This is a genomic window from Kitasatospora sp. NPDC088742, assembly GCF_055584905.1.
Map to the genome: position 1 here is coordinate 86,534 of NZ_JBVJLD010000017.1, position 25,061 is coordinate 111,594.

Annotated in this window: 25 protein-coding genes and 2 riboswitches; of the genes, 11 read left to right on the plus strand and 14 right to left on the minus strand. The window is 70.9% G+C overall.

Going from position 1 to position 25,061, the window contains the following annotated elements; translation table 11 throughout:
• Nucleotides 1-7: 7 nt before the first annotated feature.
• The 4 genes from ACZ6ZR_RS16045 to ACZ6ZR_RS16060 form a co-directional block, all read right to left on the minus strand.
• A complete protein-coding gene (locus ACZ6ZR_RS16045; RefSeq protein WP_465642718.1) occupies nt 8-1,087 on the minus strand; it encodes an NlpC/P60 family protein in 1,080 nt (359 codons plus the stop codon).
• 64 nt (nt 1,088-1,151) lie between these two features.
• Nucleotides 1,152-1,300, minus strand: a riboswitch (cyclic di-AMP (ydaO/yuaA leader).
• 383 nt (nt 1,301-1,683) lie between these two features.
• Nucleotides 1,684-2,715 (minus strand): C40 family peptidase, encoded by a 1,032-nt coding sequence (locus tag ACZ6ZR_RS16050; protein ID WP_465642719.1) that lies wholly within the window; start codon nt 2,713-2,715, stop codon nt 1,684-1,686.
• A gap of 195 nt (nt 2,716-2,910) precedes the next feature.
• A complete protein-coding gene (locus ACZ6ZR_RS16055; protein WP_465642764.1) occupies nt 2,911-4,284 on the minus strand; it encodes an NYN domain-containing protein in 1,374 nt (457 codons plus the stop codon).
• Nucleotides 4,285-4,532: 248 nt separating this feature from the next.
• Entirely contained in the window at nt 4,533-4,796 is a 264-nt protein-coding gene (locus ACZ6ZR_RS16060) for a hypothetical protein (RefSeq protein ID WP_465642720.1), read from the minus strand.
• Between the two features lie 182 nt (nt 4,797-4,978).
• Here ACZ6ZR_RS16060 and ACZ6ZR_RS16065 point away from each other — a divergent pair, with 182 nt between their 5' ends.
• Entirely contained in the window at nt 4,979-5,776 is a 798-nt protein-coding gene (locus ACZ6ZR_RS16065; RefSeq protein WP_465642721.1) for a rhomboid family intramembrane serine protease, read from the plus strand.
• Nucleotides 5,773-6,051 (plus strand): Lrp/AsnC family transcriptional regulator, encoded by a 279-nt coding sequence (locus tag ACZ6ZR_RS16070; protein WP_465642722.1) that lies wholly within the window; start codon nt 5,773-5,775, stop codon nt 6,049-6,051. The genes ACZ6ZR_RS16065 and ACZ6ZR_RS16070 overlap by 4 nt, the downstream gene beginning before the upstream one ends.
• A 140-nt stretch (nt 6,052-6,191) precedes the next feature.
• Here the strand turns inward: ACZ6ZR_RS16070 and ACZ6ZR_RS16075 are convergent, their stop codons facing one another.
• From ACZ6ZR_RS16075 to ACZ6ZR_RS16085, 3 genes are all read right to left on the minus strand, one after another.
• Nucleotides 6,192-7,571, minus strand: coding sequence for an aminotransferase class V-fold PLP-dependent enzyme (locus ACZ6ZR_RS16075; RefSeq protein WP_465642723.1), 1,380 nt, complete (start codon nt 7,569-7,571; stop codon nt 6,192-6,194).
• A gap of 53 nt (nt 7,572-7,624) precedes the next feature.
• Nucleotides 7,625-7,742, minus strand: a riboswitch (SAM riboswitch).
• A gap of 112 nt (nt 7,743-7,854) precedes the next feature.
• The gene (gene trpD, locus ACZ6ZR_RS16080; protein ID WP_465642724.1) at nt 7,855-8,886 is read right to left on the minus strand and encodes an anthranilate phosphoribosyltransferase; all 1,032 of its coding nucleotides are present in this window, start codon (nt 8,884-8,886) and stop codon (nt 7,855-7,857) included.
• A gap of 192 nt (nt 8,887-9,078) precedes the next feature.
• Nucleotides 9,079-9,498 carry a response regulator gene (locus ACZ6ZR_RS16085; RefSeq protein ID WP_345279832.1) on the minus strand — a complete coding sequence of 140 codons (420 nt, stop codon included), beginning with the start codon at nt 9,496-9,498 and terminating at the stop codon, nt 9,079-9,081.
• Nucleotides 9,499-9,935: 437 nt separating this feature from the next.
• Between ACZ6ZR_RS16085 and ctaE the strand changes: the two genes are divergently transcribed.
• The 5 genes from ctaE to ACZ6ZR_RS16110 all read left to right on the plus strand — a co-directional run bounded on the left by ctaE (nt 9,936) and on the right by ACZ6ZR_RS16110 (nt 14,693).
• Nucleotides 9,936-10,556: an aa3-type cytochrome oxidase subunit III gene (gene ctaE, locus ACZ6ZR_RS16090; protein ID WP_465642725.1), complete on the plus strand. Its 621-nt coding sequence runs from the start codon at nt 9,936-9,938 to the stop codon at nt 10,554-10,556.
• A 145-nt stretch (nt 10,557-10,701) separates the two neighbouring features.
• A complete protein-coding gene (gene qcrC, locus ACZ6ZR_RS16095) occupies nt 10,702-11,511 on the plus strand; it encodes a cytochrome bc1 complex diheme cytochrome c subunit (protein ID WP_465642726.1) in 810 nt (269 codons plus the stop codon).
• Nucleotides 11,508-12,575 (plus strand): cytochrome bc1 complex Rieske iron-sulfur subunit, encoded by a 1,068-nt coding sequence (gene qcrA / locus ACZ6ZR_RS16100; RefSeq protein ID WP_465642727.1) that lies wholly within the window; start codon nt 11,508-11,510, stop codon nt 12,573-12,575. Before qcrC ends, qcrA begins: the two co-directional genes overlap by 4 nt.
• A complete protein-coding gene (gene qcrB, locus ACZ6ZR_RS16105; RefSeq protein WP_465642728.1) occupies nt 12,572-14,224 on the plus strand; it encodes a cytochrome bc1 complex cytochrome b subunit in 1,653 nt (550 codons plus the stop codon). The genes qcrA and qcrB overlap by 4 nt, the downstream gene beginning before the upstream one ends.
• 103 nt (nt 14,225-14,327) lie before the next feature.
• A complete protein-coding gene (locus tag ACZ6ZR_RS16110; RefSeq protein ID WP_465642729.1) occupies nt 14,328-14,693 on the plus strand; it encodes a GntR family transcriptional regulator in 366 nt (121 codons plus the stop codon).
• 142 nt (nt 14,694-14,835) lie between these two features.
• Here ACZ6ZR_RS16110 and ACZ6ZR_RS16115 read toward each other — a convergent pair whose 3' ends face one another.
• The 4 genes from ACZ6ZR_RS16115 to ctaC all read right to left on the minus strand — a co-directional run bounded on the left by ACZ6ZR_RS16115 (nt 14,836) and on the right by ctaC (nt 19,308).
• The gene (locus ACZ6ZR_RS16115) at nt 14,836-16,077 is read right to left on the minus strand and encodes a L,D-transpeptidase (RefSeq protein WP_465642730.1); all 1,242 of its coding nucleotides are present in this window, start codon (nt 16,075-16,077) and stop codon (nt 14,836-14,838) included.
• A gap of 200 nt (nt 16,078-16,277) precedes the next feature.
• Entirely contained in the window at nt 16,278-16,676 is a 399-nt protein-coding gene (locus tag ACZ6ZR_RS16120; protein ID WP_465642731.1) for a cytochrome c oxidase subunit 4, read from the minus strand.
• Nucleotides 16,676-18,361, minus strand: coding sequence for an aa3-type cytochrome oxidase subunit I (gene ctaD / locus ACZ6ZR_RS16125; protein ID WP_465642765.1), 1,686 nt, complete (start codon nt 18,359-18,361; stop codon nt 16,676-16,678). Before ctaD ends, ACZ6ZR_RS16120 begins: the two co-directional genes overlap by 1 nt.
• A 92-nt stretch (nt 18,362-18,453) precedes the next feature.
• Nucleotides 18,454-19,308 (minus strand): aa3-type cytochrome oxidase subunit II, encoded by an 855-nt coding sequence (gene ctaC, locus ACZ6ZR_RS16130; protein ID WP_465642732.1) that lies wholly within the window; start codon nt 19,306-19,308, stop codon nt 18,454-18,456.
• A 444-nt stretch (nt 19,309-19,752) separates the two neighbouring features.
• On the opposite strand from ctaC, the gene ACZ6ZR_RS16135 reads away from it, so the two are divergent.
• Nucleotides 19,753-21,138 (plus strand): aminotransferase class V-fold PLP-dependent enzyme, encoded by a 1,386-nt coding sequence (locus ACZ6ZR_RS16135; RefSeq protein WP_465642733.1) that lies wholly within the window; start codon nt 19,753-19,755, stop codon nt 21,136-21,138.
• Nucleotides 21,139-21,184: 46 nt separating this feature from the next.
• On the opposite strand, the gene ACZ6ZR_RS16140 is transcribed toward ACZ6ZR_RS16135, so the two are convergent.
• The gene (locus ACZ6ZR_RS16140; RefSeq protein WP_465642734.1) at nt 21,185-22,162 is read right to left on the minus strand and encodes a carbohydrate kinase family protein; all 978 of its coding nucleotides are present in this window, start codon (nt 22,160-22,162) and stop codon (nt 21,185-21,187) included.
• A gap of 251 nt (nt 22,163-22,413) precedes the next feature.
• Between ACZ6ZR_RS16140 and ACZ6ZR_RS16145 the strand changes: the two genes are divergently transcribed.
• Both ACZ6ZR_RS16145 and ACZ6ZR_RS16150 read left to right on the plus strand, forming a co-directional pair.
• Nucleotides 22,414-22,635: a hypothetical protein gene (locus tag ACZ6ZR_RS16145; protein ID WP_465642735.1), complete on the plus strand. Its 222-nt coding sequence runs from the start codon at nt 22,414-22,416 to the stop codon at nt 22,633-22,635.
• Nucleotides 22,636-22,718: 83 nt separating this feature from the next.
• Complete coding sequence (locus tag ACZ6ZR_RS16150) at nt 22,719-23,318, plus strand: hypothetical protein (protein ID WP_465642736.1); 600 nt, start codon at nt 22,719-22,721, stop codon at nt 23,316-23,318.
• Between the two features lie 75 nt (nt 23,319-23,393).
• Here the strand turns inward: ACZ6ZR_RS16150 and erpA are convergent, their stop codons facing one another.
• Nucleotides 23,394-23,747, minus strand: a complete 354-nt coding sequence (gene erpA, locus ACZ6ZR_RS16155) for an iron-sulfur cluster insertion protein ErpA (protein WP_345279850.1) — start codon at nt 23,745-23,747, stop codon at nt 23,394-23,396.
• Nucleotides 23,748-23,957: 210 nt separating this feature from the next.
• Here erpA and ACZ6ZR_RS16160 point away from each other — a divergent pair, with 210 nt between their 5' ends.
• Nucleotides 23,958-24,830, plus strand: a complete 873-nt coding sequence (locus ACZ6ZR_RS16160; RefSeq protein ID WP_465642737.1) for a GNAT family N-acetyltransferase — start codon at nt 23,958-23,960, stop codon at nt 24,828-24,830.
• A gap of 28 nt (nt 24,831-24,858) precedes the next feature.
• On the opposite strand, the gene ACZ6ZR_RS16165 is transcribed toward ACZ6ZR_RS16160, so the two are convergent.
• Nucleotides 24,859-25,038, minus strand: coding sequence for a hypothetical protein (locus ACZ6ZR_RS16165; protein ID WP_465642738.1), 180 nt, complete (start codon nt 25,036-25,038; stop codon nt 24,859-24,861).
• Nucleotides 25,039-25,061 lie beyond the last annotated feature (23 nt).

Consider the following 25,061-nt stretch of genomic DNA (forward strand, 5'->3'; position numbering starts at 1 on the left):
GGGTGGGTCAGACCCGGACGATTGCGTTGATCGGCATCACCGTGGCGGACTCGTGCCGGACCAGGGTGCCGGTGCGCGGGGCGTGCACGATCTGGCCGCCGCCGACGTAGAGACCGACGTGGTGGCGGTCGCCGTAGTAGATGATCATGTCGCCGGGCTTGGCATCGGCGATGTTGGTGCCGATGTTGGTGCCGGCGCCGGCCTGCGACTGCGAGGTGCGCGGCAGCGAGATCCCGGCCTTGTTGAACGCCCAGACCATCAGGCCGGAGCAGTCGAAGGCGCCCGGGCCGGTGGCGCCCCAGCCGTAGGGCTTGCCGATCTGCGCCTCGGCGGCGGCGACCACGGTCGCGGCGTAGGAGCCGGCCGGGACGCTGCTGAGGTCGGTGCGGCTCTCCGAGCGGGAGGCCCGGTCGTCACCGCTGTCCGCGGCGGCGGGGGCCGGAGTGGAGGCCTGCGGCTTGGCGGCGGCCTTCGCGGCGGCGGCCTTGGCCGCGGCCTCGGCGGCGGCCTTCTCCTCGGCCTCGCGGATCTTCTGCTTCTCGGCCGCGTCCAGCGAGTCGAAGAGGGCCTGAGCCTTCGCCAGCTTGCCCTGGACGTCTTCCTTCTGGGCCTTCAGCTGCTCGCTGGTCTTCGCCAGGTCGGCCAGCTTGCCCTCGGTCTCGGCCTTCTGACGGTCGAGCTTGTCCTGCTCGGTCTTCAGCTGCTTGAGCGCGTCGGCCTGCGAGATGCCGACCTGGTTGATCGCGCCGGCCTGCCCGAGGAACGCGTCCGGGCTGCTGGAGAGCATCAGCTGCACGGTCGGGGATATCCCGCCGGTGCGGTACTGCTCGGCGGCGATCTCACCGAGGCTGGCCTGGAGCGTGTTCACCTGCTCCTGACCGCGCGCCACCTCGTCCTGGAGGTGGCCGACCTGGGTCTGCAGGGTCTGCTGCTTCTCGGTGTTCGCGTTGAACTGCTCGGTCGTGACCTCGGCCTGCTCGTTGAGCTGGTCGATCTGGGTCTTGACCTCGTCCTTGGAGGGCTGCGGGTCGGCGTGCGCTCCGGTCTGGCTGGAGAGGACCACGGCGGCGGCAGCAGCGGCCGTCATGATCGAGACGCGGGTACGACCGGCAGGCTTGGGACGACGATGGGACGCCACGAAGGCGGACTCCTTCTTCCTACGTCCGCCTACCGGGTGAGCTGACGGGTTCGGGCTGGAAGCTAGCCCTACGACGTCTCACCCCCGCACCGTCTCACGACGGCCCGGCCGGCCTGACGCCGATTCACCCCGAGGAACGTGGTTCCCCGGCTCCGATCGGCAGCCGCCCCCCTCGGGGGTCCCCTGTCGGGCAGTCAACTGTCCCTGCCCCGCTGCGTCTCGAACTCGGCGGTAACCACCGCCGCCGCCCAGGCTGGACGATCGACAGTGCGGTGGTTCGACAAGGACCCTAGTAACCCAACCGTGATCGGTTCAAATCCTTGTAAGAAAAAAGACGGAAGAAAGTCCAAGTGCATTTGTGATTGCGACCGAGCGTGATCACAAATGCACGGTGAGCTGAGATTTCACCGCCTCGGGACGCGGAAGGGCCCGCCGGAGGTGTCCCACATCACAGCGGGATTCCGGCGGGCCCGGGCGTGTCACGAGGCGTCAGTTGCCCCGGCTCACACCAGATGTCCGTTATGCCGTACTCGGCTGACCGGCCGTCAGACCCGTCGGATGGTCTTGATCGGCATCACGTCGGCGGGGGCCACCTTGACCACGTCGCCGGTGCGCGGCGCGTGCAGCATCATGCCGTTGCCGATGTACATGCCGACGTGGTGCGCGTCGTTGTGGTAGATGATCAGGTCGCCCGGCTGCGCGTTGGCGATGTCCTTGCCCACGTTGGTGCCGACGCTGGCCTGCGACTGCGAGGTGCGCGGCAGCGAGACGCCCGCCTGCGCGTAGGCCCAGACCATCAGGCCGGAGCAGTCGAAGTTGTTCGGGCCGGTGGCGCCCCAGACGTACGCGCGGCCCTGCTTGCTGAGCGCGGCCTGCATCGCGACGCCCGCGTAGCCGGCGGCCTGCGGCAGGGTGCTCGGGTCGACCCGGCTGGCACTGCGGGAGGAGCGGTCGCCGCTGGTGATGGCGGCACGGTCGGCGGCGCTCAGCTGGTTGAGGAGGTCCTTGGCCTCCTGCAGCTTGCGCTGGACCTCGACCTTGGAGTCGTTCAGCGCCTTGGTGTTGCGGTCCAGCTCGGCCAGCACCTGGGCGGCCTCGGCCTTCTGCTGGTCCAGCCGGCGCTGCTGGTCCTGGAGCGAGCGCAGGGTCTGCGCCTGGGTCTGGTTGACCTGGTCGGCACTGGAGGCCTTGCTCAGGTAGCCGTCCGGGTCGGAGGCGAGCATCAGCGCCACCGACGGGTCCACCCCGCCGTTGCGGTACTCGTCCGCCGCCACGGCCGCCAGACCGGTCTGGAGCTGCGTCATCTGCTCCTGGCCGCGGGCCACCTGGTCCTGCAGCTGGTCGGCCTGCTTGCGCAGCTGGTCGGCCCGCTCCTTGGCGCCGTTGTACTTCTCGGCGGCCTGCTCGCCCTCTTCGTAGAGCTTGTCGACCTGCGCCTTGACCTCGTCCTTGGACGGCTTCGCGGGCGCCGCGTAGGCACCGGCCTGCGCGGAGAGCGCGACCGCGGTCGCAGCGGCGGCGGTGAGCACGGTGACCCGTGCGCGGCTCGGCTGCTTGGGACGGCGGTGGGAAGCCAAGGTGACGAACTCCTTAAGCACTCCTGGACGCTCACCCGTTCGGGCGTTAGTCCAGAAAATAGGTTTGACGCCTGACCCTAGTGAGTCAGGACCCGTCGCGCCACTCCCCTACCGGAACGAACTTCCCTACGCACAGCGGCTTTCACGGTACGGACACAAACGCGCCACCCTCTTCTGACCTGGGGTCAGAAGAGTTCACGGCCTGGACAGCCGCCGGAGCAGCAGCATCGAGGAGACCGGGCGCGCTCCCGCCTTCTTCACGCCGTCCGCGACCTCCTTGTCGGTGGAGACCACCACCACCGGACGCCCCTGCGGCTCCGCCCGGACCAGCCGCCGGATCAGCTCGTCCGCCGTCTCCCCGGTCCGGCTGAACCGCACCCGCACCCCGCGCGGCGGCGCCATGATGACCGGCGCGTCCAGGTCCTGGCCGTCGAAGACACAGGTCACCTCGGCCTGGCTGCGCTGGGCCAGCATCGCCAGCCCGCCCAGCAGCCGCATCCGCTGCTGCTCCAGCGGCAGCGTCGGGTACCCGGTCTTGGTCACGTTGTAGCCGTCCACCACCAGGTGGACCTGAGGGATCGCCAGCAGCTGGTCCAGCAGCGCCGGATCGTCCTCCGACAGCGCCCGCCGGGCCACGTCGTGCGGCGAGGCCGAGCCCGGCACCACCGCGTCCACCAGATCGGCCGGATGGAGCTGCGTCACCGGCAGCGCCAGCTCCCGCTGGAGCCCCTGGGCCGACTGCAGCACCGTGTCCAGCAGCAGCCGCAGCCGCATGTCCTCCACGCTGCGGCCCTCCCGGACCGAACGGCGGCCGGTCTCCAGCGCGGCCTCCAGCTCGGTGATCCGGTGCCGCAGCCGCCGCGCCTCCGCCTCGGCCGCGCTCACCTCGGTGGCGGCCGCGCTCCTGGCCTCGGCCAGCTCGGCCTGCGCCTTGCGCGCCTCGGCCTGGGCCCGCCGGGTGTCGCTCTCCAGGCTCCGCACCTTCTTGCGCAGCGACTCCGCCTCGCGCCGGACACCCTCGCCCTCGGCCCGCTGCCGGTCCAGATCGGCCCGGGCCTGCGCCCTGGCCTCCGCGAGCTCCTCCTGGAGCTTCTCCACCAGCCGCTCGGCCTCGGCCGCCGCACCCTCGGCACCGGCCCGCTCGGCCTGCTCACCGGCCTCCGCCACCAGCGCGGCCCAGCCGGCCGGCCGGACCAGGTAGGCGGCGGCGGCCACGTCCATCGGATCGGCCGCCCCCGGCACGCTGCCGGACTCCAGGGCCTTCACCAGATCGGGCTGGCCCAGCCGCAGACGATCGGCTATCCGCTGCCGGAAGGCGGGCTCCGCCTCCAGCGCGGCGGCCAGCGCGGTGGCCGCGTACTTGGCCCGGCGGGCGGGGGTGAACTTGGCGTACTGCCGCAGCGAGGACGGGAGTTCACCGACCGGGAGGCCGCCGAGGGCGTCGGCGGCGATGCCCACCACGCGGTGACGTACGCCCTCCGGGAGCGGCCGGCCCAACTGCTCGGGGGCCTGGTCCGGGGACGGCTCCGGGGGCTGCTCGGCGGTGGGCTCGTGCGTCGCCGGGGTCAGGGCGTCCACGGGCCGGGCGTCTTCGGGCACGGCGGCCGCAGGGGCCGGGCCCGCCGGGGGTCGCTGCCCCTGCGGTTCGGCTGTCCCCCTGGCTGCGTCCACCACGTCCTCGGCTCCGATCCTGCTGCGCGGGGTCCGCACGGCCGGTTGCCGCTGCCCTCAAACACACCGCTCTCTGCAATTGTCGCGGGTACCGTGCCCCGGCCCGACCCGCGCCACACACCGGGCCGGCCGGGGCACCCGCGACCTCAGGAGTCCTGCGGCTCCGCGGTGGCGTCCTCCGCCCCCGGACGGGCCACCAGCTCGACCTGGTCGACCGCGTTGCACCAACGGCAGCGGACCGACTCGACGGTCTCGGCCAGCACCTCGGTCTCCTCCACCTTGGACTCACCGGCCAGGTCGAAGTGGAGGAACTCCACCGTACGGGCGGAGCGCGTCACGTCGAAGCGGGTCAGGTTGCCGCAGAGCGTGCAACGCCAGCGGGTCTCGGCGGTGGGGAGTGCGATGGTCATGTGCCAAGTCCTCTCGTTGGTGCCGCGCGATCGGCGGTCACCCAGGGTCCGGGAGGCCAAGCCTATTGCCTGGCCGGGTGCCCGGGGACCGGCCGTCCGCGATCCGGTCGGACGGCTTCCGGGTCCCCCACATGCAGCAGGCCCGGGTGTGCCCGGCGGAGCGCCGAGGAATGCCTGCACCCATGGCCACCCCCGTCCTCGACCCGCCCGGCGCCCGCGACCTCCGCCCGCCGGAACCGGTCCCCGTGGTCACCTGGACGCTCATCGGCCTCAGCCTGCTGGTCCTTCTGGTCTCCCCGAGCTCCGGGCTCAACCCCCGCTACGGCACCGGCCCGGCCCGGGTCTGCGCCGAACAGCGCTACGAGCAGCGCTGGGGAGCAGTCCCCGCCGAGCTCCTGGCGAACCGTCCGCTGACGGTGGAACAGCTCCGGCAGCTGCCGCCCGCCTCGGCGCAGTGCCCGCCCCTGGCCCCGTCCCCGCACAAGCTGCCGCTGCTCTCCCCGCTGACCGGGCTCTTCGTCCACGCCGGGTGGGCGCACCTGCTGGGGAACCTGCTCTTCCTCTTCGTCTTCGGGCCCGGGGTGGAGCAGCGGTTCGGACGGGTGCGGTTCCTGCTCGGCTACCTGATGGTGGGTCACCTCGCCACCTACGGCTGGGCGCTCGCCCAGGCGGGCGGACCGGAGTCGGTCCGGGCCCTGGTCGGGGCCTCGGGGGCGATCGCCGGGGTGCTCGGCGCCTACCTGCGGCTGTACCCGAGGGCGCGGGTCACCACGCTGGTGCCGGTCCTGCTCTTCCTGCCGCTGCGGTTCCCGGCCTGGCTGGTGCTCGGACTCTGGTTCCTGCTCCAGTGGCTCTCGGTCCGCCAGGAGGGGACGGGGGTGGCCTACGCGGTGCACGTCATCGGTTTCGCCGCCGGGTACCTGGGCACCTGGGCGGCCGTTACGCTGACCCGGAACCAACGGACAGGAGCTTCAGAGTGATCACCGCGATCGTGCTCATCAGGACCAGCGTCGACCGGATCCCCGAGATCGCCGAGGAGATCGCGGCCATCGAGGGCGTCAGCGAGGTCTACTCCGTGACCGGCGGCTACGACCTCGTCGCCATGGTCCGGGTCCGCCACCACGACGACCTCGCCGCGGTCATCCCGGCCCGGGTCAACAAGATCCCCGGCGTCCAGCACACCGAGACCCAGATCGCCTTCCGCACCTACTCCAAGCACGACCTCGAAGCCGCGTTCGCCCTCGGCCTCGACTGACCGGAGCTGGACCGAACAGGGCTGCGCCCGGCAGGGCAGCGACCCAGGGGCGCGAGGAACTGCGCGCAGGGGAACGGCAGCACCTGCAACTGACTGACGGAGCCTCAGTTGCAGGTGAGCCGCCTTGACCACTCTCCTGCCTAGCGCCCCCGGCGGGAGTCCGCGACGCAACGGCCGCCTTCGTTGCGGTAGTTCCAGGCCGCACCGTCGGAGACGAGTTCGCGGACGGCCGCCAGGAAGCGGTCGAGGTGCTCGTCCGGGGTGCCGGCGCCGAAGGAGACCCGGATGGCGTTGAGGCTGCGCTCGCCCGGCAGCGACGGCTCGGGGGCGCCGCACTCGGAGGGCGCCGCCTCCTCCCCGCCGAGCAGGGTCCGCACCAGCGGGTGCGCGCAGAACAGGCCGTCGCGGACGCCGATGCCGTACTCGGCGGAGAGCGCGGCGGAGAAGTGCGAGCTGTTCCAGCCCTGCACCACGAAGGACAGCACACCGACCCGCGCGGCGTCCTCGCCGAACAGGCTGAGCACCCGGACCTCGGGGATCTCGGCCAGGCCGGCCTTCAGACGGGCGATCAGCTCCTGCTCGCGGGCCTCCAGCGCGTCGAACCCGGCCTCGGTCAGCGCCCGGCAGGCGGAGGCGACGGCGTAGGCGCCGATCACGTTCGGGGAGCCGGCCTCGTGGCGGGCCGGGCCGGTCTGCCACTCGACGGCGACGGAGCCGTCCAGCTCGCGGGCCACGGTGCGGCTGGCGCCGCCGCCGGCCAGGTACGGCTCGGCCGCGTCCAGCCAGTCCGAACGGCCCGCCAGGACACCGGCGCCGAACGGCGCGTAGAGCTTGTGGCCGGAGAAGGCGATCCAGTCGACGTCCAGCTCGCGGACCGAGACCCGGTGGTGCGGGGCCAGCTGGGCGGCGTCCAGGACGACCCGGGCGCCGTGGCGGTGGGCGGTCTCGGTCAGTTCGGCGATCGGCCAGAGCTCGCCGGTGACGTTGGAGGCGCCGGTGACGCAGAGCAGGCGGTGCTCGGCGGGCCCCTCCTCAGTGTCACTGCGACGGAGAGCCAGCTCGAAGGCCTCGACCGCCTCGGCGTGCGAGCGGGGGGCGCGCAGGTAGGTGACCTTCAGGCCGTTGTGCGCCCAGGGCAGCAGCGAGGCGTGGTGCTCGGTCTCGAAGGCGAAGACCTCGGTGCCGGCCGGGACGGCGGCGGCCAGCAGGTTGAGCGAGTCGGTGGTGGCGCGGGTGAAGACCACCTGGTCGCCCTCGCGCAGGTCGAGGAACTCCTCGACGGTGCGGCGGCTCTGCTCGAACAGGTCGGTGGAGAGCTGGGAGAGGTAGCCGGCGCCGCGGTGGACCGAGCCGTAGTACGGGGCGTAGGCGGCGACGTCGTCCCAGACCCGCTGGAGCGCCGGGGAGCTGGCGGCGTAGTCGAGCGCGGCGTAGGTGACCTTCTCGCCGGAGGCCAGCGGGACCTGGACGTCGTGGCCGAGAACGGGGAGCGGGGCGCAGGTGCGGGTGGCGATCGACATGGGGGTGCACTCCTCTGACGGTCCGGGACCTCGGGGTGCAGCTGTGCCGCCGACGTCCGCGCTTGCGCTGCGGACGGATCGCCGCAGAGCCCGGTCCTCACCCAGGGCACCCCGCCACGGACGGAGGGTTGCCGGACAGCAAGCTGGGGCTTGTCGCTGTCACTCATGACCTGTCGTGAACTCTAGATGCGCTTCCGGAGAGTGGTCAAACGACGTTCCACTATCTGGACGAGTCAGGGCACGAAGAAGGCCCGGACCATGGTCCGGGCCTTCAACTGGCTTGTCAGGAACGGGTGGTGGCCTCGGCCCAGTTCTTGAGGAGGGTCTCGGCGGCGCCCGAGTCGATGGCCTCAGCGGCACGGGCCATCCCGGCCTTGAGCTGCTCCGGGAGCGGGGCGTCGGTGAGGTCCAGGGCGGTCAGCGCGGCCGCGGAGTTGAGCAGCACCGCGTCCCGGACCGGGCCGTGCTCGCCCGCCAGCAGGCGGCGGACCACGGCGGCGTTGAAGGCCGGGTCGCCGCCGCGCAGCGCCTCGATGCCGACCGGCTCGATGCCGACCTCGCGCGGGTCGAAGGTGGTCTCGGTGACCTGACCGTCCTTCACCGTCCAGACGTGCGAGGTGGTGGAGATGGTCAGCTCGTCCAGGCCGTCGTCGCCGCGGAAGACCAGCGCACTGGCGCCGCGGCGGGCCAGCACCCCGGCGATCAGCCCGGCGAGGCGGGTGTCGAAGCAGCCGATCGCGTGGGCCGTCACCCGGGCCGGGTTGGTCAGCGGGCCGAGGATGTTGAAGGCGGTGGGCACCCCGAGGTCACGGCGGGCCGGGGCCGCGTGCCGCATCGCGGGGTGGAACACCGGGGCCGGACAGAAGGTCAGGCCGACCTCCTCGGCGATCTCGGCCACCCGGCCCGGCGGGACGTCCGGGCTGACGCCGAGCTGCTCCAGCACGTCGGTGGCGCCCGAGGCGGAGGAGGCGGCGCGGTTGCCGTGCTTCACCACCTTGGCCCCGGCAGCGGCGGCGACGATGGCCGACATGGTGGAGATGTTCACCGTCTTGGCGCGGTCGCCGCCGGTGCCGACGATGTCCACCGCCGGGCCGGGGATGGTGAGTTGGACGGCGTGGGCGTACATCGAGTCGACCAGGCCGGCGATCTCGTCGACGGTCTCGCCCTTGGCCCGCAGGGCCACCACGAAGCCGGCCACCTGGACCGGGGTGGCCTCGCCGCTCATGATCCGGTCCATGGCCCAGGCGGCGTCGGCCTGGGTGAGGTTCTCACCGGCGAGCAGTGCGCTCAACAGGTCGGGCCAGGTGCGGGCCATGGCTTGCTCCAGTTCTTCGTACGGGACGTGGACTGGAGCCAGCCTAGCGATCTGACGGACGGCGGTGCGGCGTTGTTCTTCCCTGTGAGACGGCCGCCCGGGGGTTGACGGAACGTCAGTGCCGGAGTGCAGCGCCCACGGGGCTGGGCGCGCAGTTCCCCGCGCCCCCGGAGCCCGCTGCGCGGGGCTCCACTACGCGGGGGTGCGCCGGGCTACGCGGGCTCGCAGCAGCGTGGCTGCGGATTCGGCGAAGGGGACCGGGTCGACCGGGTGGGAGATGGCGGCGTCGGCGCGGGACCAGGCGGCGAGCCAGGAGTCCTGGGGGCGGCCGATGAGGACGAGGACCGGCGGGCAGCCGTAGATCTCGTCCTTGATCTGGCGGGCCACGCCGAGGCCGCCGGCCGGGACGGCCTCGCCGTCGAGGACGCAGAGGTCGATGCCGCCCTTCTCCAGGGCGCGCAGGACGGCGGGCACCGTCGCGCACTCCAGTACCTCGACCTCGGGGAGGTCGGCGGCGGGGCGGCGGCCGAGGGCAAGGGTGACCTGCTCGCGGGTGTTGCGGTCGTCGCTGTAGACGAGGACGGTGAGCGTCTCGTCCGTCGTGTGCGCCATGGGCCCTGCTCCCGGTGCTCGTCCTCTTATATGGGTGGTGCGCGCGCGTCGGCTCGACCGGGCCCGGATGTGATCCGGACCACGTTCACTTCCGGATGCTACTCCGCAGCACCGCCCGTGGAGAGCCCCTCGCGCGATCTCGCCGGGACGAGCCTCCCGCCGACTCACCCGCTCGGGCGACGGAGCGTCACCCGGTGGGCCGAGTCCACCCGGACGGCGGAGGGAACCCGGGCCCCTAGCCGACGGGCCGTCAGACGGCGTGGAGTGACACGCGGAGCGAACGGGTGCGGCACCTTCCGATGAACCATCAGAAAACGGACACCGGGCCGGTGGAGGCGCTCTCCGACGCCCCGTCGGCCGCCATCGGGGCATACCGCACGCACCGGACACTCCGAGGTGGACCCCCCGGCGTGAAGACGGAATAAGGGACCGACATAATGTCCGTCGTGGCGACAGCAACAGCAACAGAAACCGGACACGCGCACGGAGCGGTCAACAGGCCGAACCTCGTCAGCGTCGGAACCATCGTCTGGCTGAGCTCGGAGCTGATGTTCTTCGCGGCCCTGTTCGCGATGTACTTCACCCTCCGCTCGGTCAAGGGGGCTGAGTTCTGGGCCGAGAAGGCCCACGCTCTCAACGTGCCCTTCTCCTCGGTGAACACCACGATCCTGGTGCTCTCCTCCCTCACCTGCCAGCTCGGCGTCTTCGCCGCCGAGCGCGGTGACGTGAAGAAGCTCCGCTCGTGGTTCGTCATCACCTTCGTGATGGGCGCGATCTTCATCGGCGGTCAGATCTTCGAGTACACCGAGCTGGTCAAGAAGGACGGCCTCTCGCTGTCCTCCGACCCGTACGGCACGGTGTTCTACCTGACCACCGGCTTCCACGGCCTGCACGTGACGGGTGGTCTGATCGCGTTCCTGCTGGTCCTGGCACGGACGTACGCAGCCAAGCGCTTCACGCACGAGCAGGCCACCGCCGCGATCGTGGTGTCGTACTACTGGCACTTCGTCGACGTCGTGTGGATCGGCCTGTTCGCGACCATCTACCTGATCAAGTAACCAGCTAGATCAGGTCGCTGGCCGCCGGCCGGAGCCCGACACGATCGCACCGACCGACCGCGTGCGGCCCCGCAGCACCCGTGCAGAACGGGCGCGCGGGGCTCGCTCACCCAGCCGACCAGATCCTGACCCCGGGGTTAAATCCGTGAAAAAGCTCTCAGCACGACGGCGCCACCCACTGGCGGCGCTGCTCGTCCTAATCTTCGCCCTGGCGGCAACCGGGGGACTGTACGCCGCGTTCGCGCCTGCCGAGAAGGCCCAGGCCGACAGCTCGTCGCAGTCGCTCGCGATCGATGAGGGCAAGAAGCTCTTCGCCGTCGGCTGCTCCTCCTGCCACGGCCTCAACGGCGAGGGCACCTCGGACGGTCCGAGCCTGGTCGGCGTCGGCGCCGCCGCAGTCGACTTCCAGGTCGGCACCGGCCGCATGCCGGCCCAGCAGCCCGGCGCTCAGGTGCCGAAGAAGAAGGTCATCTACGGCCAGCCCGAGATCGACCAGATGGCCGCCTTCGTGGCCTCGCTCGGCCCCGGCGCGGCCGTTCCGGCCGAGGAGCAGTACACCTCCACCAACCCGGACGACGTCGCCAAGGGCGGCGAGCTGTTCCGGACCAACTGCGCCCAGTGCCACAACTTCGCCGGCCAGGGTGGTGCCCTGACGCGGGGTAAGTACGCCCCCTCGCTCGAGGGCGTGGAGGCCAAGCACATCTACGAGGCCATGCAGACCGGCCCGCAGAACATGCCCTCCTTCCCGGACACCACCATGCCCGAGGAGCAGAAGAAGCAGATCGTGGCCTTCGTCCGCCACACCACCAACGACGAGCCGAACCCCGGCGGTCTGACCCTGGGCAGCCTCGGTCCGGTGACCGAGGGTCTGTTCGGCTGGATCTTCGGCCTCGGCACGCTCATCGCGGTCGCGATCTGGGTCGCCGCCCACACCACCAAGGCCAAGAAGTCATGAGCCACGACATGTCCAAGGACAACCTGCCGGAGTCGCACGACTCCCACGGCACCGCGGTCGCCACGCACGGCGACCCGTTCGCCGACCCGGGCCTGCCGGCCCACCAGCCGCGCCGCACCGACATCGACGAGCGGGCCGCCAAGCGGGCCGAGCGTCAGGTCGCGACGCTGTTCATCCTGTCGATGCTGTCGACCATCGGGTTCATCGCGTCCTTCGTGATCTTCCCGATCGACAAGATCGTCTACATCTTCCCGATCGGTCACGTCAGCGCGCTGAACTTCTCGCTCGGCCTGACCCTCGGCGTCGCTCTGTTCTGCATCGGAGCGGGCGCGGTCCACTGGGCCCGCACCCTGATGTCGGACCACGAGATCCCGGCCGAGCGTCACCCGATCGAGGCTGACGACGAGGTCCGCGCCGACGTCATCGAGCAGTTCAAGACGGGTGCCGCCGAGTCCGGCTTCGGCCGTCGCAAGCTGCTCCGCAACACCCTGATCGGGTCGATGGCCCTGGTGCCGCTCTCCGGCGTGGTGCTGCTCCGCGACCTCGGGCCGCTGCCCGAGGACAAGCTGGAGCACACCGGCTGGAAGGAGGCCACCCAGGCGAAGCCCCTGCAGCTGATCAACATGAACACCAACGAGCCGATGAAGCCCGAGGACATCATCGTCGGCTCGCTCACCTTCGCGAAGCCGGAAGGCCTCGAGGAGGACGCGCACGACTTCCAGGTCCAGATCGCCAAGGACGCGCTGATGCTCGTCCGGATCGCGCCCGGTGACCTCAAGGACGAGAAGTCCAAGGAGAAGGGCTTCGAGGGCATCCTGGCCTACTCGAAGATCTGCACCCACGTCGGCTGCCCGATCAGCCTGTACGAGCAGCAGACCCACCACGCGCTCTGCCCCTGCCACCAGTCGACCTTCGACCTGGCGGACGGCGCCCGCGTCATCTTCGGTCCGGCCGGTCACCCCCTGCCGCAGCTGAAGATCACTGTCGACGAATCGGGCCACCTGGTCGCCACCGGCGACTTCGACGAGCCCGTCGGTCCGAGCTACTGGGAGCGCAGCCGATGAGCACGAGCAGCACCTCGGGTGCCGCCAAGCCGGCCAGCACCCGCGCCAAGCCCGCCAACAAGGTCGAGGCCGCGGCCGACTGGGCCGACGGCCGGCTGGGGATCTACTCCCTGGCCAAGGCCAACCTGCGGAAGATCTTCCCGGACCACTGGTCCTTCATGCTGGGCGAGATCTGCCTCTACACCTTCATCATCATCATCCTGACGGGTGTCTACCTCACCCTGTTCTTCACCCCGAGCATGGGCGAGACCGTGTACCACGGCTCCTACGCCCCGCTGCAGGGGATCAGGATGTCCGAGGCCTACGCCTCGACCCTGGACATCTCCTTCGAGGTCCGCGGTGGTCTGCTGATCCGTCAGATCCACCACTGGGCCGCGCTGGTGTTCGTCGCCGCGATGATCGTGCACATGATGCGCGTCTTCTTCACCGGCGCGTTCCGCAAGCCGCGCGAGGTCAACTGGGTCTTCGGCTTCCTGCTGCTGTTCCTGGGCATGTTCGACGGGTTCATGGGCTACTCGCTCCCCGACGACCTGCTCTCGGGCACCGGCATCCGCTTCATGGAGGGCGCCGTCCTGGCGGTGCCGCTGGTCGGCACCTACCTCCAGATGTTCCTGTTCGGCGGGGAGTTCCCCGGCACCGACATCGTGCCGCGGTTCTTCACCATCCACGTGCTGCTGCTGCCCGGCATCATGCTCGGCCTGCTGGTCGCGCACCTGATCCTGGTCTTCTACCACAAGCACACCCAGTGGGCGGGCCCGGGCAAGACCGAGCAAAACGTCGTCGGCATGCCGCTGATGCCGGTCTACATGGCCAAGGCCGGTGGCTTCTTCTTCCTGGTCTTCGGCATCATCGCCGCGGTCTCGGCGATCGCCACGATCAACCCGATCTGGGCGTACGGCCCGTACCGCCCGGACCAGGTGTCGACGGACGCCCAGCCCGACTGGTACATGGGCTTCTCCGAAGGCCTGATCCGCGTCATGCCGGGCTGGGAGATCGGCCTCTGGGGCCACACGCTGAACCTCGGCGTGTTCATCCCGCTGATGATCTTCCCGCTGGTCCTGGTCGCGATCGCGGTCTACCCGTTCATCGAGAGCTGGGTCACCGGCGACAAGCGCGAGCACCACATCCTGGACCGCCCGCGCAACGCTCCCGTCCGCACCGCCTTCGGCGCGGCCTGGATCAGCCTGTACCTGGTGCTGCTGATCGGTGGTGGCAACGACCTGTTCGCCACGCACTTCCACCTCTCGATCAACGACATCACGTACTTCGTCCGGGTGGGCTTCTTCGTCGTCCCGGTGATCACGTTCATCGTCACCAAGCGCTGGTGCCTCGGCCTCCAGCGCCGCGACAAGGAGAAGGTGCTGCACGGTCGCGAGACCGGCATCATCAAGCGCCTGCCGCACGGTGAGTTCGTCGAGGTGCACGCGCAGCTCCCGCAGGGCGCACTGCACACGATCACCGCGCACGAGCAGCCGCAGCCGATCGAGCTGCCGGCCGAGGTGGACGAGAACGGCGTCAAGCGCAAGGTCGGCGTCCTCGCCAAGACCCGCTCGAAGCTCTCCAAGGGCTTCTACGGCGAGGGCAGCCAGATCCCCAAGCCCACCGCCGAGGAGCACCACGAGATCACCAGCGGCCACGGCCACCACTGATCTCACCCGCAGCAACGCCACGGCCGATGGCCCCCACCGCTTCCGCGGTGGGGGCCATCGGCCTTTCCGGCAGAATGGGGCCAACGAACCGTCAGGAGACCACGTGCAGCTGTCCGTCGACCACCAGTCGGCCACTCCCCCGTACGAGCAGGTACGGCTCCAGATCGCCGAACAGGCCCGCACCGGAGCCCTGGCCGCCGGCCTGAAGCTCCCCACCGTCCGGGCCCTGGCCGAGGAGCTCGGCCTCGCCGCCAACACGGTGGCCCGGGCCTACCGCGAACTGGAGGCCGACGGCGTGGTCGAGACCCACGGACGACGCGGCACCCTCATCGCCGCCACCGGCGACACCGCCCACAAACTCGCCGCCGCCGCGGCCGCCGACTACGCCCAGCGCACCGCCCGCCTCGGGCTGACCGAAGCCGAGGCCCTCACGACGGTCACCAACGCACTCAAGGTTGCCCATCGCTGACCCAGGGGCGCGGGGAACTGCGCGAACCGGAAGGCGGCTCACCTGCGACTGAGGGCACGTCAGCCGGTTGCACGTGCTGCCTTTCCCCTGCGCGCAGTTCCCCGCGCCCCTGGGTCGCCGCAACTGAACGTCGCGCCCCCGTTCAACCGATCTGCGGCGCCGCACCGGCGACCTGCGTCGTGGCCGGGGCCGCCGTGGAGACGGGCTTGCCGAGGGCGGAGTGCTGGACGTACTGGTCCCAGGGGACGTTCCAGTCGCCGAAGCCGTTGCCGAAGGGCTCCATCGCGGCGCCGCGGCTGTTGACCACCTGGACGAGGTCGCCGATGCGGGTCTGCTCGTAGAACCACTTGGCGTTCTCGGTACTCATGCCGGTGCAGCCGTGGCTGACGTTCTCGCTGCCCTGGGAGCCGACCGACCAGGGGGCGGCGTGCACGTACTCGCCGCTCCAGGTGACCCTGGTGGCCCACTTCACCTGGAGGTCGTAGGCCTCGGTGCTGCCCTCCCGGATGCCGATCGACTCGCCGTTCATCCGGACCTGGGCCTCCTGGCCGAGCACCACCTTGATGCCGTTGCGGGTGGAGAACCCGGGCTTGCCGGTGGTGACCGGGATGGACCGCTCCTCGACGCCGTTGCGCTTGTAGGTGAGGTAGTGCGAGGCGGCGTCCACCGTCACCTCCACCCGGTCGCCCGTCCGCAGCGTCCGGGTGGCCGTCTCGCCGCCGTACAGGTCGCCGGCGATGTGCTGGCCCTGGCGGTCGTAGGTGAGGCGGACGGTGGCGTTGGCGGGCCAGTACTCCTTGGGGCGGAAGTTCAGGTTCCTGGAGTCGACCCAGTACCAGGCGCCGGTCACGGCGGGCTCGGAGACCACCTTGAGGCCGCGCTCGACCTCCTGACGGGCCGCCGGGTCCTCGACCTTCTCGGAGAGCTTCACGGTGAGCGGCTGGCCGACGCCGTAGACGCCGCTGCCGGAGGAGTCGGGGCCGAGCTCGGCGGTGAGCAGGTGGGTGGCGGCGGCGGTGGTGAACTGCCGGGTGGTACCGCCGCGGCCGCCCCGGCCGTCGTCGGCGAGGACCAGGACCCGGTACTTGCTGCCGGCCCTGAGCGGGCCGGTCGAGTGCCAGCTGCGCTGATCGGCCGTCAGTTCTCCGGGCAGCAGCCGGCCGTCGGCACCGATCACCGTCACGTCGGTGAGCAGGCCGCCCTGTTCGGCGGAGACGGTGACGGGCTGCCCGGGGTCGGTCTCGCCGGTGGCGGAGAGCCGTACCAGCGAGGTGACGTCCACCGGTCCGGCGGGGCCGACGGCGGTCTCCGGCGCCCCTCCCGAGGAGCATCCGGCCAGAAGGGCCAGCGCCGCTGCCGTCGCGAGTCCGTGCCTGGTCTTCACGGCTGCCTCCTGGGGATGGATCCGACGACGTATCAGATCGTAGGAACAGCCGACCGGAGCGGGCACCTCCAACACCACCGGCGTGCGCCCGGCCGGGTGAACTCACCACCCGGTGAGCCGCTGCGGGATGCGGGAACGCCGAACGGCCGGACACCCCGTCAGGGATGCCCGGCCGTCAGGTCGGTGCGGGTGCCGGAACCTTACTGGTTCTGGTTCTCGCCCCGGTAGAACTCGAAGACCCAGCCGTACAGGCCGACCAGGATGATCGGGATGGCCCAGTACAGCAGCCACCAGCCGAAGATCACGCCCATGAAGGCCAGGGCGCCACCGATGGCCAGCGAGAGCGGCTGCCAGCTGTGCGGGGCGAAGAAGCCCAGCTCGCCGGAGTCGTCCGCGACCTCGGCCTCGGGGTTGTCGCCCGCGCCGGTGTCCACCCGCTTGGCGGTGAACGCCAGGTAGTAGCCGACCATGGCGCACAGGCCGAAGGCGAGGAACAGCGCCGTGGTACCGGCCGGCTCCTTCGACCAGATGCCGTAGACCACGGCCATGATCAGGATGAATACGGCGAAGCCGATGAAGATCTTGCCCTGTTCCTTCATCAGGCGTCCCCGTCCTTCTTCAGGCCCTTGCCCAGCTGCGGGGCGTCGTACTTCGCGGGGGTGACGCCCTCGAAGTGCTTGGCCGGCTCACCGTGGTACTCGAGGTAGTCGAGCGCGGCGATGTCCGGGTGGTGCAGGTCGAAGGCCGGGGACTCGGACCGCACCCGGGGCAGGGTGAGGAAGTTGTGCCGCGGCGGCGGGCAGGAGGTCGCCCACTCCAGCGAACGGCCGTAGCCCCACGGGTCGTCGACCTCGATCTTCTCGCCGTACTTGGCGGTCTTCCAGACGTTGTAGAGGAACGGCAGGATCGACAGACCGAGCAGGAACGACGCGATGGTCGAGACGGTGTTCAGCGTGGTGAAGCCGTCGGAGGCCAGGTAGTCGGCGTAGCGGCGGGGCATGCCCTCCGCGCCGAGCCAGTGCTGGACCAGGAAGGTGCCGTGGAAGCCGATGAACAGCGTCCAGAAGGTGATCTTCCCGAGCCGCTCGTCGAGCATCTTGCCGGTCATCTTCGGCCACCAGAAGTGGAAGCCGGCGAACATCGCGAACACCACGGTGCCGAACACCACGTAGTGGAAGTGCGCCACCACGAAGTAGGAGTCCGAGACGTGGAAGTCGATCGGCGGGGAGGCGAGCAGAACACCCGTCAGACCACCGAAGAGGAAGGTGACCAGGAAGCCGACAGTCCAGAGCATCGGGGTCTCGAAGCTCAGCGAGCCCTTCCACATGGTGCCGACCCAGTTGAAGAACTTCACACCGGTCGGGACCGCGATCAGGAAGGTCATGAACGAGAAGAACGGCAGCAGTACCTGTCCGGTCACGTACATGTGGTGCGCCCACACGGTGACCGAGAGGCCGGCGATCGCGATGGTGGCCGCGATCAGGCCCTGGTAACCGAACATCGGCTTGCGGCTGAAGACCGGGATGATCTCCGAGACGATGCCGAAGAACGGCAGCGCGATGATGTACACCTCGGGGTGGCCGAAGAACCAGAACAGGTGTTGCCAGAGGATGGCGCCACCGTTGGCCGGGTCGAAGACGTGGGCCCCGAACTTCCGGTCCGCCTCCAGGGCGAACAGCGCGGCCGCGAGGACCGGGAAGGCCAGCAGCACCAGCACTGCGGTCAGCAGGACGTTCCAGACGAAGATCGACATCCGGAACATCGTCATGCCGGGGGCGCGCATGCAGATGATGGTGGTGATGAAGTTGACCGAGCCGAGGATGGTGCCGAAGCCGGAGAAGGCCAGACCCATGATCCACATGTCGGCGCCGATGCCGGGCGAGCGCACGGCGTCGGAGAGCGGCGAGTAGGCGAACCAGCCGAAGTCGGCGGCACCCTGCGGGGTGAGGAAGCCGGCCACCGCGATGATCGAGCCGAACAGGTAGAGCCAGTAGGCGAACATGTTCAGTCGCGGGAAGGCGACGTCGGGGGCGCCGATCTGGAGCGGCATGATCCAGTTCGCGAAGCCCGCGAAGAGCGGGGTGGCGAACATCAGCAGCATGATCGTGCCGTGCATGGTGAACGCCTGGTTGAACTGCTCGTTCGAGAGGATCTGGGTCCCCGGACGAGCGAGCTCGGCGCGCATGACGAGCGCCAGCACACCACCGATCAGGAAGAACGCGAACGACGTCGCCAGGTACAGCGTGCCGATCGTCTTGTGGTCGGTGGTGGTCATCCACTTGATGATGGTGGACCCGGGCTTGCGGGTCCGCTCTGCGCCGGCCGTGACCGTGGCTCCGGCGGCCCCGCCCGCGGCTGCGGGCTCGTTGAGGATAGTCACTTCTCACTTCCCTGGCTGCTGAAGATGCCCGAGGGCACCGCGCCCTTCTGGCCCTTAGCGCGCAGCTCGGCCAGGTGCTTGTCGTACTCCGCCCGGTCGACGACCTTGACGTTGAACAGCATCCGGGAGTGGTCGTTGCCACAGAGCTCGGCGCACTTGCCGCGGAAGGTGCCGTACGAGGTCGGGGTGACCTCGAACTTGTTCACCACGCCCGGGACCACGTCCTGCTTCATCAGGAAGTTGACGGGCCAGAAGTCGTGGATGACGTCCCGCGAGGTGAGGCGGAACTGCACCGTCTCGTTGATCGGCAGGTAGAGCGTCGGAGGCTCGCCGGTGGTGCCGACCTCGTACGCGGCCTGGGTGTTGGCCGGGTCCGGGTTCTCGGTGTTCTCGTAGTTGAACGCCCAGCTCCACTGGAAGCCGACCACGTTGACCATGTGGTCGGGCTTGGCGGAGGTCTGGGTCAGCCGAGCCTCGTCGCGGGCGACGAAGTAGAAGAGGACCGAGACGATGACGAGGGGGACCGCGGTGTACAACGCCTCGATCGGCAGGTTGTACCGGGTCTGCGGGGGGATCTCCACCTTGCTGCGGCTGCGGCGGTGGAAGATCACGCTCCAGATGATCAGACCCCACATCAGTGCGCCGACCACCAGAGCCGCGATCCAGGAGCCCTGCCACATGCGGAGGACCAGCGGGCCCTCTGCGGTGACGGGGGTCGGAAGGCCAAGCCTGGGGAGGTCGTTGGCCGAGCAGCCGGTGGCGGTCGCGATGACGAGGCCCAGTGCCAGCGCCTGAGGCAGCTTCCGCCGCATCGTGCGCCGCGGCGAGCGGTCGGAGCCGTTGGGACTCACGTAGCGCCTTCCCGAAGTCTCGCCCGGGATCGCGTCACCACCGGGAGTCGCTGTGCGCCTCCCCGGCGACCCGGCCACGGGCACGGTTTGAATGCTTATGCGGGCCAAACGCTACTGCATCCTTATGCGGCACTCACGAGCAGCCCCCGCTAACGCGCCGTCCGGCTACCCGATCAGCCCTCAAAAGAGTGGAGTACCAGGTCAGAGCGGCCGACCAAGGCTCTCACGCCCTTGCCCGGATGCCTCGGCGCCACGCTCCGGCGGATCGGGCAAACCGTCAGGAACCAGGCTGTGACGCCCTTCTGGAGGATCCGGCTCCGCACGCATGTCTGATGCCCGGTCAACTGTCCGTCCACCGTACGGGTGAGCAGACCCGGCCGTCCGGGCCCCTCCGGCCGTCCTCGGAGCGGACCTCCCCCGACCCCCATCGGGTTAGATGTCGGCATGTACTTCGACGTGGCGTCCACGGCCCCGCTGCACCCCGTCGCCCGGCAGGCGCTGACCGCGGCCCTGGACGAGGGGTGGGCCGACCCGGCCCGGCTGTACCGCTCCGGGCGGCAGGCCCGGATGCTGCTGGACGCCGCCCGGGAGACGGTCGCCGAGGTGCTGGGCTGCCGGGCCGACGAGGTCTCCTTCACCGCCAGCGGCACCCAGGCCGTCCAGCTGGGCGTGCTCGGGGCCCTGACCGGCCGGCGGCGGACGGGCCGTCACCTGCTCCACTCGGCGGTCGAGCACTCCAGCGTGCTGCACTCGGCCGAACGCTTCGAGACCGAGGGCGGCGAGGTCACCTCCGCCCCGGTGGACCGCCTCGGCCGGGTCTCCCCCGAGGCCTTCGCCGCGCTGGCCCGGCCGGACACCGCGCTCGCCGTGCTGCAGTCCGCCAACCACGAGACCGGCACCGTCCAGCCGGTCGAGGAGACGGCCGAACTGCTCGGCGAGGTCCCGCTGCTGGTGGACGCCGCCCAGTCGGCCGGCCGGGTGGCCGTGCCCGGCGGCTGGTCGCTGCTGACCGCCAGCGCCCACAAGTGGGGCGGCCCGGCCGGGGTCGGCGTGCTCGCGGTCCGCAAGGGCGTCCGCTACGTCTCCCCGCTGCCCTCCGACGAGCGCGAGCGCGGCCGGGTGCCCGGCTACGTCAACGTCCCGGCGATCGTCGCGGCCGCCGCCTCGCTCCGCGCCGTCCGGGCTGAGGCCGAGTCGGAGAACGCCCGGCTGCACGCCCTGGTCGAGCGGATCCGCCGTCAGGTCCCGCGCCTGGTCCCCGAGGTGGAGGTGGTCGGCGACCCGGTGCACCGGCTGCCCCACATCGTCACCTTCTCCTGCCTCTATGTGGACGGCGAGGTGCTGCTGGCCGAGCTGGACCGGGCCGGCTTCGCGGTCTCCTCCGGCTCCTCCTGCACCTCCTCCACCCTGACGCCCAGCCACGTGCTGGCCGCCATGGGCGTGCTGACGGAGGGGAACGTCCGGGTCTCGCTCCCGTACGGCACCCCCGAGGCGGAGGTGGACCGCTTCCTGGAGCTGCTGCCCGGCCTGGTCGCCGGCGTCCGCGCCCCGCTCGGCCTCGACCTGCCGGCCCCGGCCGCCGCGGACTCCGCCGAACTGGTGCTGGACATGCTGGGCAAGCGCTGCCCGCTGCCGGTCATCGAGCTGGCCAAGCGGATCGGCGAGGTGCCGGTCGGCGGCAGCGTGGTGGTGCTGGCCGACGACGAGGCGGCCCGGCTGGACGTGCCGGCCTGGTGCGAGATGCGCGGCCAGGCCTACCGGGGCACCGCCCCGGCCGAGCTGTACGGGGCGGACCGGGGCACCGCGTACCTGGTGGAGCGGACAGCCTGAAGGGGGCCCCGGCGGCTGTCGGGACCCCCTTCGGAATGACGGTGCGTCAGCGCACCAGCTGGGCGCGCACCTCGGCGGCGGCCTCGTCGCCGTAGGCGAGGGCGAAGCGCTCCAGGAAGGCGCCGTGCTTGAGCTCGTACTCCTGGGTGCCGACGGTCTCGATCACCAGGGTGGCCAGCATGCAGCCGAGCTGGGCCGAGCGCTCCAGGCCGAAGCCCCAGGAGAGACCGGCCAGGAACCCGGCCCGGAAGCCGTCGCCCACGCCGGTCGGGTCGACCTTGCGCTCCTCGACCGGGCAGCCCACCGTGACGTCCGGCTCGCCGGCCCGCTGGATGCGCACGCCCTTGGAGCCCAGGGTGGTGATCCGGGTGCCGACCCGGCGCAGGATCTCCTCCGCGTCCCAGCCGGTCTTGGTCTCGATCAGCGCGGCCTCGTACTCGTTGGTGAACAGGTACGCGGCGCCGTCCACGATCACCCGGATGTCGTCGCCGTCCAGGCGGGCCAGCTGCTGCGAGGGGTCCGCGGCGAAGGCGTAGCCGCGGGTGCGGCACTCCTGGGTGTGGCGGACCATCGCGGCCGGGTCGTCGGCCCCGATCAGCACCAGGTCCAGGCCGCCGACCCGGTCCGCGATCGGCTTGAGCTCGATGTTGCGGGCCTCGGCCATCGCACCCGTGTAGAAGGAGGCGATCTGGTTGTGGTCCTGGTCCGTGGTGCACATGAACCGGGCGGTGTGCCGGGTCTGGGAGATGTGCACCGAGTCGGTGTCCACGTTGTTGCGCCCGAGCCAGCTGCGGTACTCCTCGAAGTCCGCGCCGGCCGCGCCGACCAGCACCGGGCGCAGGCCCAGCACGCCCATGCCGAAGGCGATGTTCGGCGCGACCCCGCCCCGGCGGATGTCCAGGGTGTCCACCAGGAACGAGAGCGACACCGTGTGCAGCTGCTCGGCGACCAGCTGGTCGGCGAAGCGGCCGGGGAAGGTGGTCAGGTGGTCGGTGGCGATCGAGCCGGCGACGGCGATGCGCACGGTGGACTCCTCAGGTGGCCGGGGACGGCCGGGTCAAGCGATGGAATTGACCCCCACACGTTACCGGCCCGTCGCCCGGGCGCCCACCACGCCTCCGGATCACCCGGCCGCGACACCCACGGGTACTACCGAACGGTAAGCCTGGCCCGGCCCGCCACACCGATCTAGGGTCGGTTCTGCCGGGGCCCGACCGCCCGGCCCTTCCAGGCCCGCGACCCACCCTCGCGGCCCGCCGATCGGAGCCCGTACCGATGATGCCGAACCGGCCGACCACCCTGCGCGTGCCCTCCGCCCTCCGGGGTGACGCGGACCTCGAGTCCCTTGACGCCCTGGTCAGGTCCTCCCGCCGGATGAACCACTTCTGGCCCACCACCGCCCTCCAGCCCGAGCCCGCCCGCCCCGCCCGGGGCGCGCTCTCGGTGCCGGCCGGCACCCGCCGCCTGGTGGCTGGCATGTCCGAGTACGGGAGCTGACGGACCGTCGGTGGAACCGGTTTCCTCCCGGACACGTCAGAGCGGCACGGCAGCACGCCGCACCCTCGGGAGGAAGACGCACCATGGACCAGAAGACCCGGCTCCGCCGGACCGTCGCCGTCGCCGGACTGCTGCTCGCGCTGGGCACCGCGACGGCCTGCGGCTCGGCCACCACCAATGGTTCGACCTCGCCCGGCGACGTCCCGGCGGGCACCCCGTCGGCCACCGCCTCGGCCTCCGCCTCCGCTTCGGCTTCGGCTTCGGCGAGCCCGTCCAACCCCGAGCCCCGGCCCTCCACTCCCCCACCGGTGAAGCCCTCGCCGACCCCCACCCCCACCTCGACCACCCCCGGCATCGCGGTGGGCGAGCCCGACCCGAGCGGGAAGGCACCCGGGGTCTCGTACCGGGTGGACGGGCTGCGGCTGACCGTCACCTTCTACGGCGGGGTCTGCGAGAAGTACGGGCTCAAGCTGGACGAGTCCAAGCCCGGCACCGTACAGGCCAAGGTCGTGGTCCGGGAGCCGCAGCCGGCCGGGCAGTCCTGCGCGGCGATCGCCAAGCTGCAGGAGGTCTCGGCCGACCTCAAGACGCAGCTGGAGGGCCGGACGGTCTTCGACCAGAACACCGGCCAGGAGCTGCCGCGGAACCAGGGCCCGGACGAGGTCGGCGGCCCCAAGCACTGAGCCCTGAGCGGGAACGACGAAGGCCCCCATCCACTCCTCGAACCAGAGGAGCGGGTGGGGGCCTTCGCGGTACGACTAGCTGAACGAGTCGCCGCAGGCGCAGGAGCCGGTGGCGTTCGGGTTGTCGATCGTGAAGCCCTGCTTCTCGATGGTGTCGACGAAGTCGACGGTGGCGCCGCCCAGGTAGGGGGCGCTCATGCGGTCGGTGACGACCTTGACGCCGTTGAAGTCCTTCACGACGTCGCCGTCGAGCGAGCGCTCGTCGAAGAAGAGCTGGTAGCGCAGGCCGGAGCAGCCGCCGGGCTGCACGGCGACGCGGAGCGCCAGGTCGTCGCGGCCCTCCTGGTCGAGCAGACCCTTGACCTTCTCCGCGGCGGAATCGGTGAGGAGCAGACCACTCTCGACGGTGGTCTCGTCCTGGACGCTCATCTGGTTACTCCCGGTATGTGACGACGAACTGCCGCCAGTGCCAACCAGCGGCCTCCCGGATTCATTTCCCCGGGCGGTGGTTCTCAAGTCGCGGAGGTGGTGCGTGTCCACCCTCCACGCCCCCCATGCTCGCACACCGCCGGGGCCTGGTCACCGGCCGATCCTGACAAACCCCCCGCCCGGGCCACGCCGTCACGGCAGGATGACCGGGTGATCATTCGTCAGCTCCAGGACACCTCCGCCGACGCGGCGGCCGTCGAGGCGGTGAGCCGGGCCGCCTTCCGTGACCTGGCCGGCCGGGAGGACGGCTCACCCCCCGACCCGGACCAGCGCATCCGCGAACTCGCCCGGACCGTGCACGCGATCCGGTACGACCAGCCCGGCTGCTGGGTCGCCGAGGAGGCCGGGGAGACCCTCGGGGTGGCGCTCTCGCTGCGCCGCGAGGACCTCTGGCTGCTCTCCCTCTTCGCCGTGCTGCCGAAGGCCCAGGGGCAGGGCATCGGCCGGCTGCTGCTGGAACGGGCGGGCACCTACGGGCGGGGCTGCCTGCGCGGGATGCTCTACGCCTCGGCCTCCCCCGCCGCCGCCCGGCGCTACCGGCGGGCCGGGTTCACCCTGCACCCGGCGATGCGGCTGACCGGGACGGTGGACCGGGCGGGCCTGCTCGACCCGGGCGACATCCCGGTGCACCCGGGCAACCGCACCCACCTGCACCTGCTGGACTCGGTGGACCGCCGGGCCCGGGGCTCGGCCCACGGGGTGGACCACGAGTTCATGCTGGCCCACTACGACGAGCTGCTGATCGCCGACACCCTGGCCGGGAGCGGCTACTGCTACCGCACCGGCGGCGCGGTGAAGTTGCTGGCCGCCACCTCCAAGCGGATCGCCACCCGGCTGCTGCGGGAGGCGCTGGCCCGTACCCCGGACGGGGCCGAGGTGGTGGTCGAGGGGCTGACGGCGGAGCAGGAGTGGGCGGTGGACGTCGGCTTGGAGGTGGGCCTCTCGCTCTCCACCGAGGGGTACCTGGCGGTCCGCGGCATGCGGCCGCCGGCCACCTACGTGCCGAACCCGGCGTTCCTCTGAGGAACGCCGGGTCCTGAGGGGTTGGTCACTACTTGTTCCGGTAGCTGCACTGATACGGGTTCCCACCCGGGCAGGAGAAGCCCTGCCTGGTGTGGGAGTCCTTGACACTCGCTTCCGAGTTCAGGCAGCCGCGGGCCCCGGGGGGCCAGTCCTTCTTCACCGGCTGCTGCTCCCGGTCCTCGTGCGCGGTCCTGTCGGTGGGGGCCACGATGCGCTCCTTCCGGCCCGGGC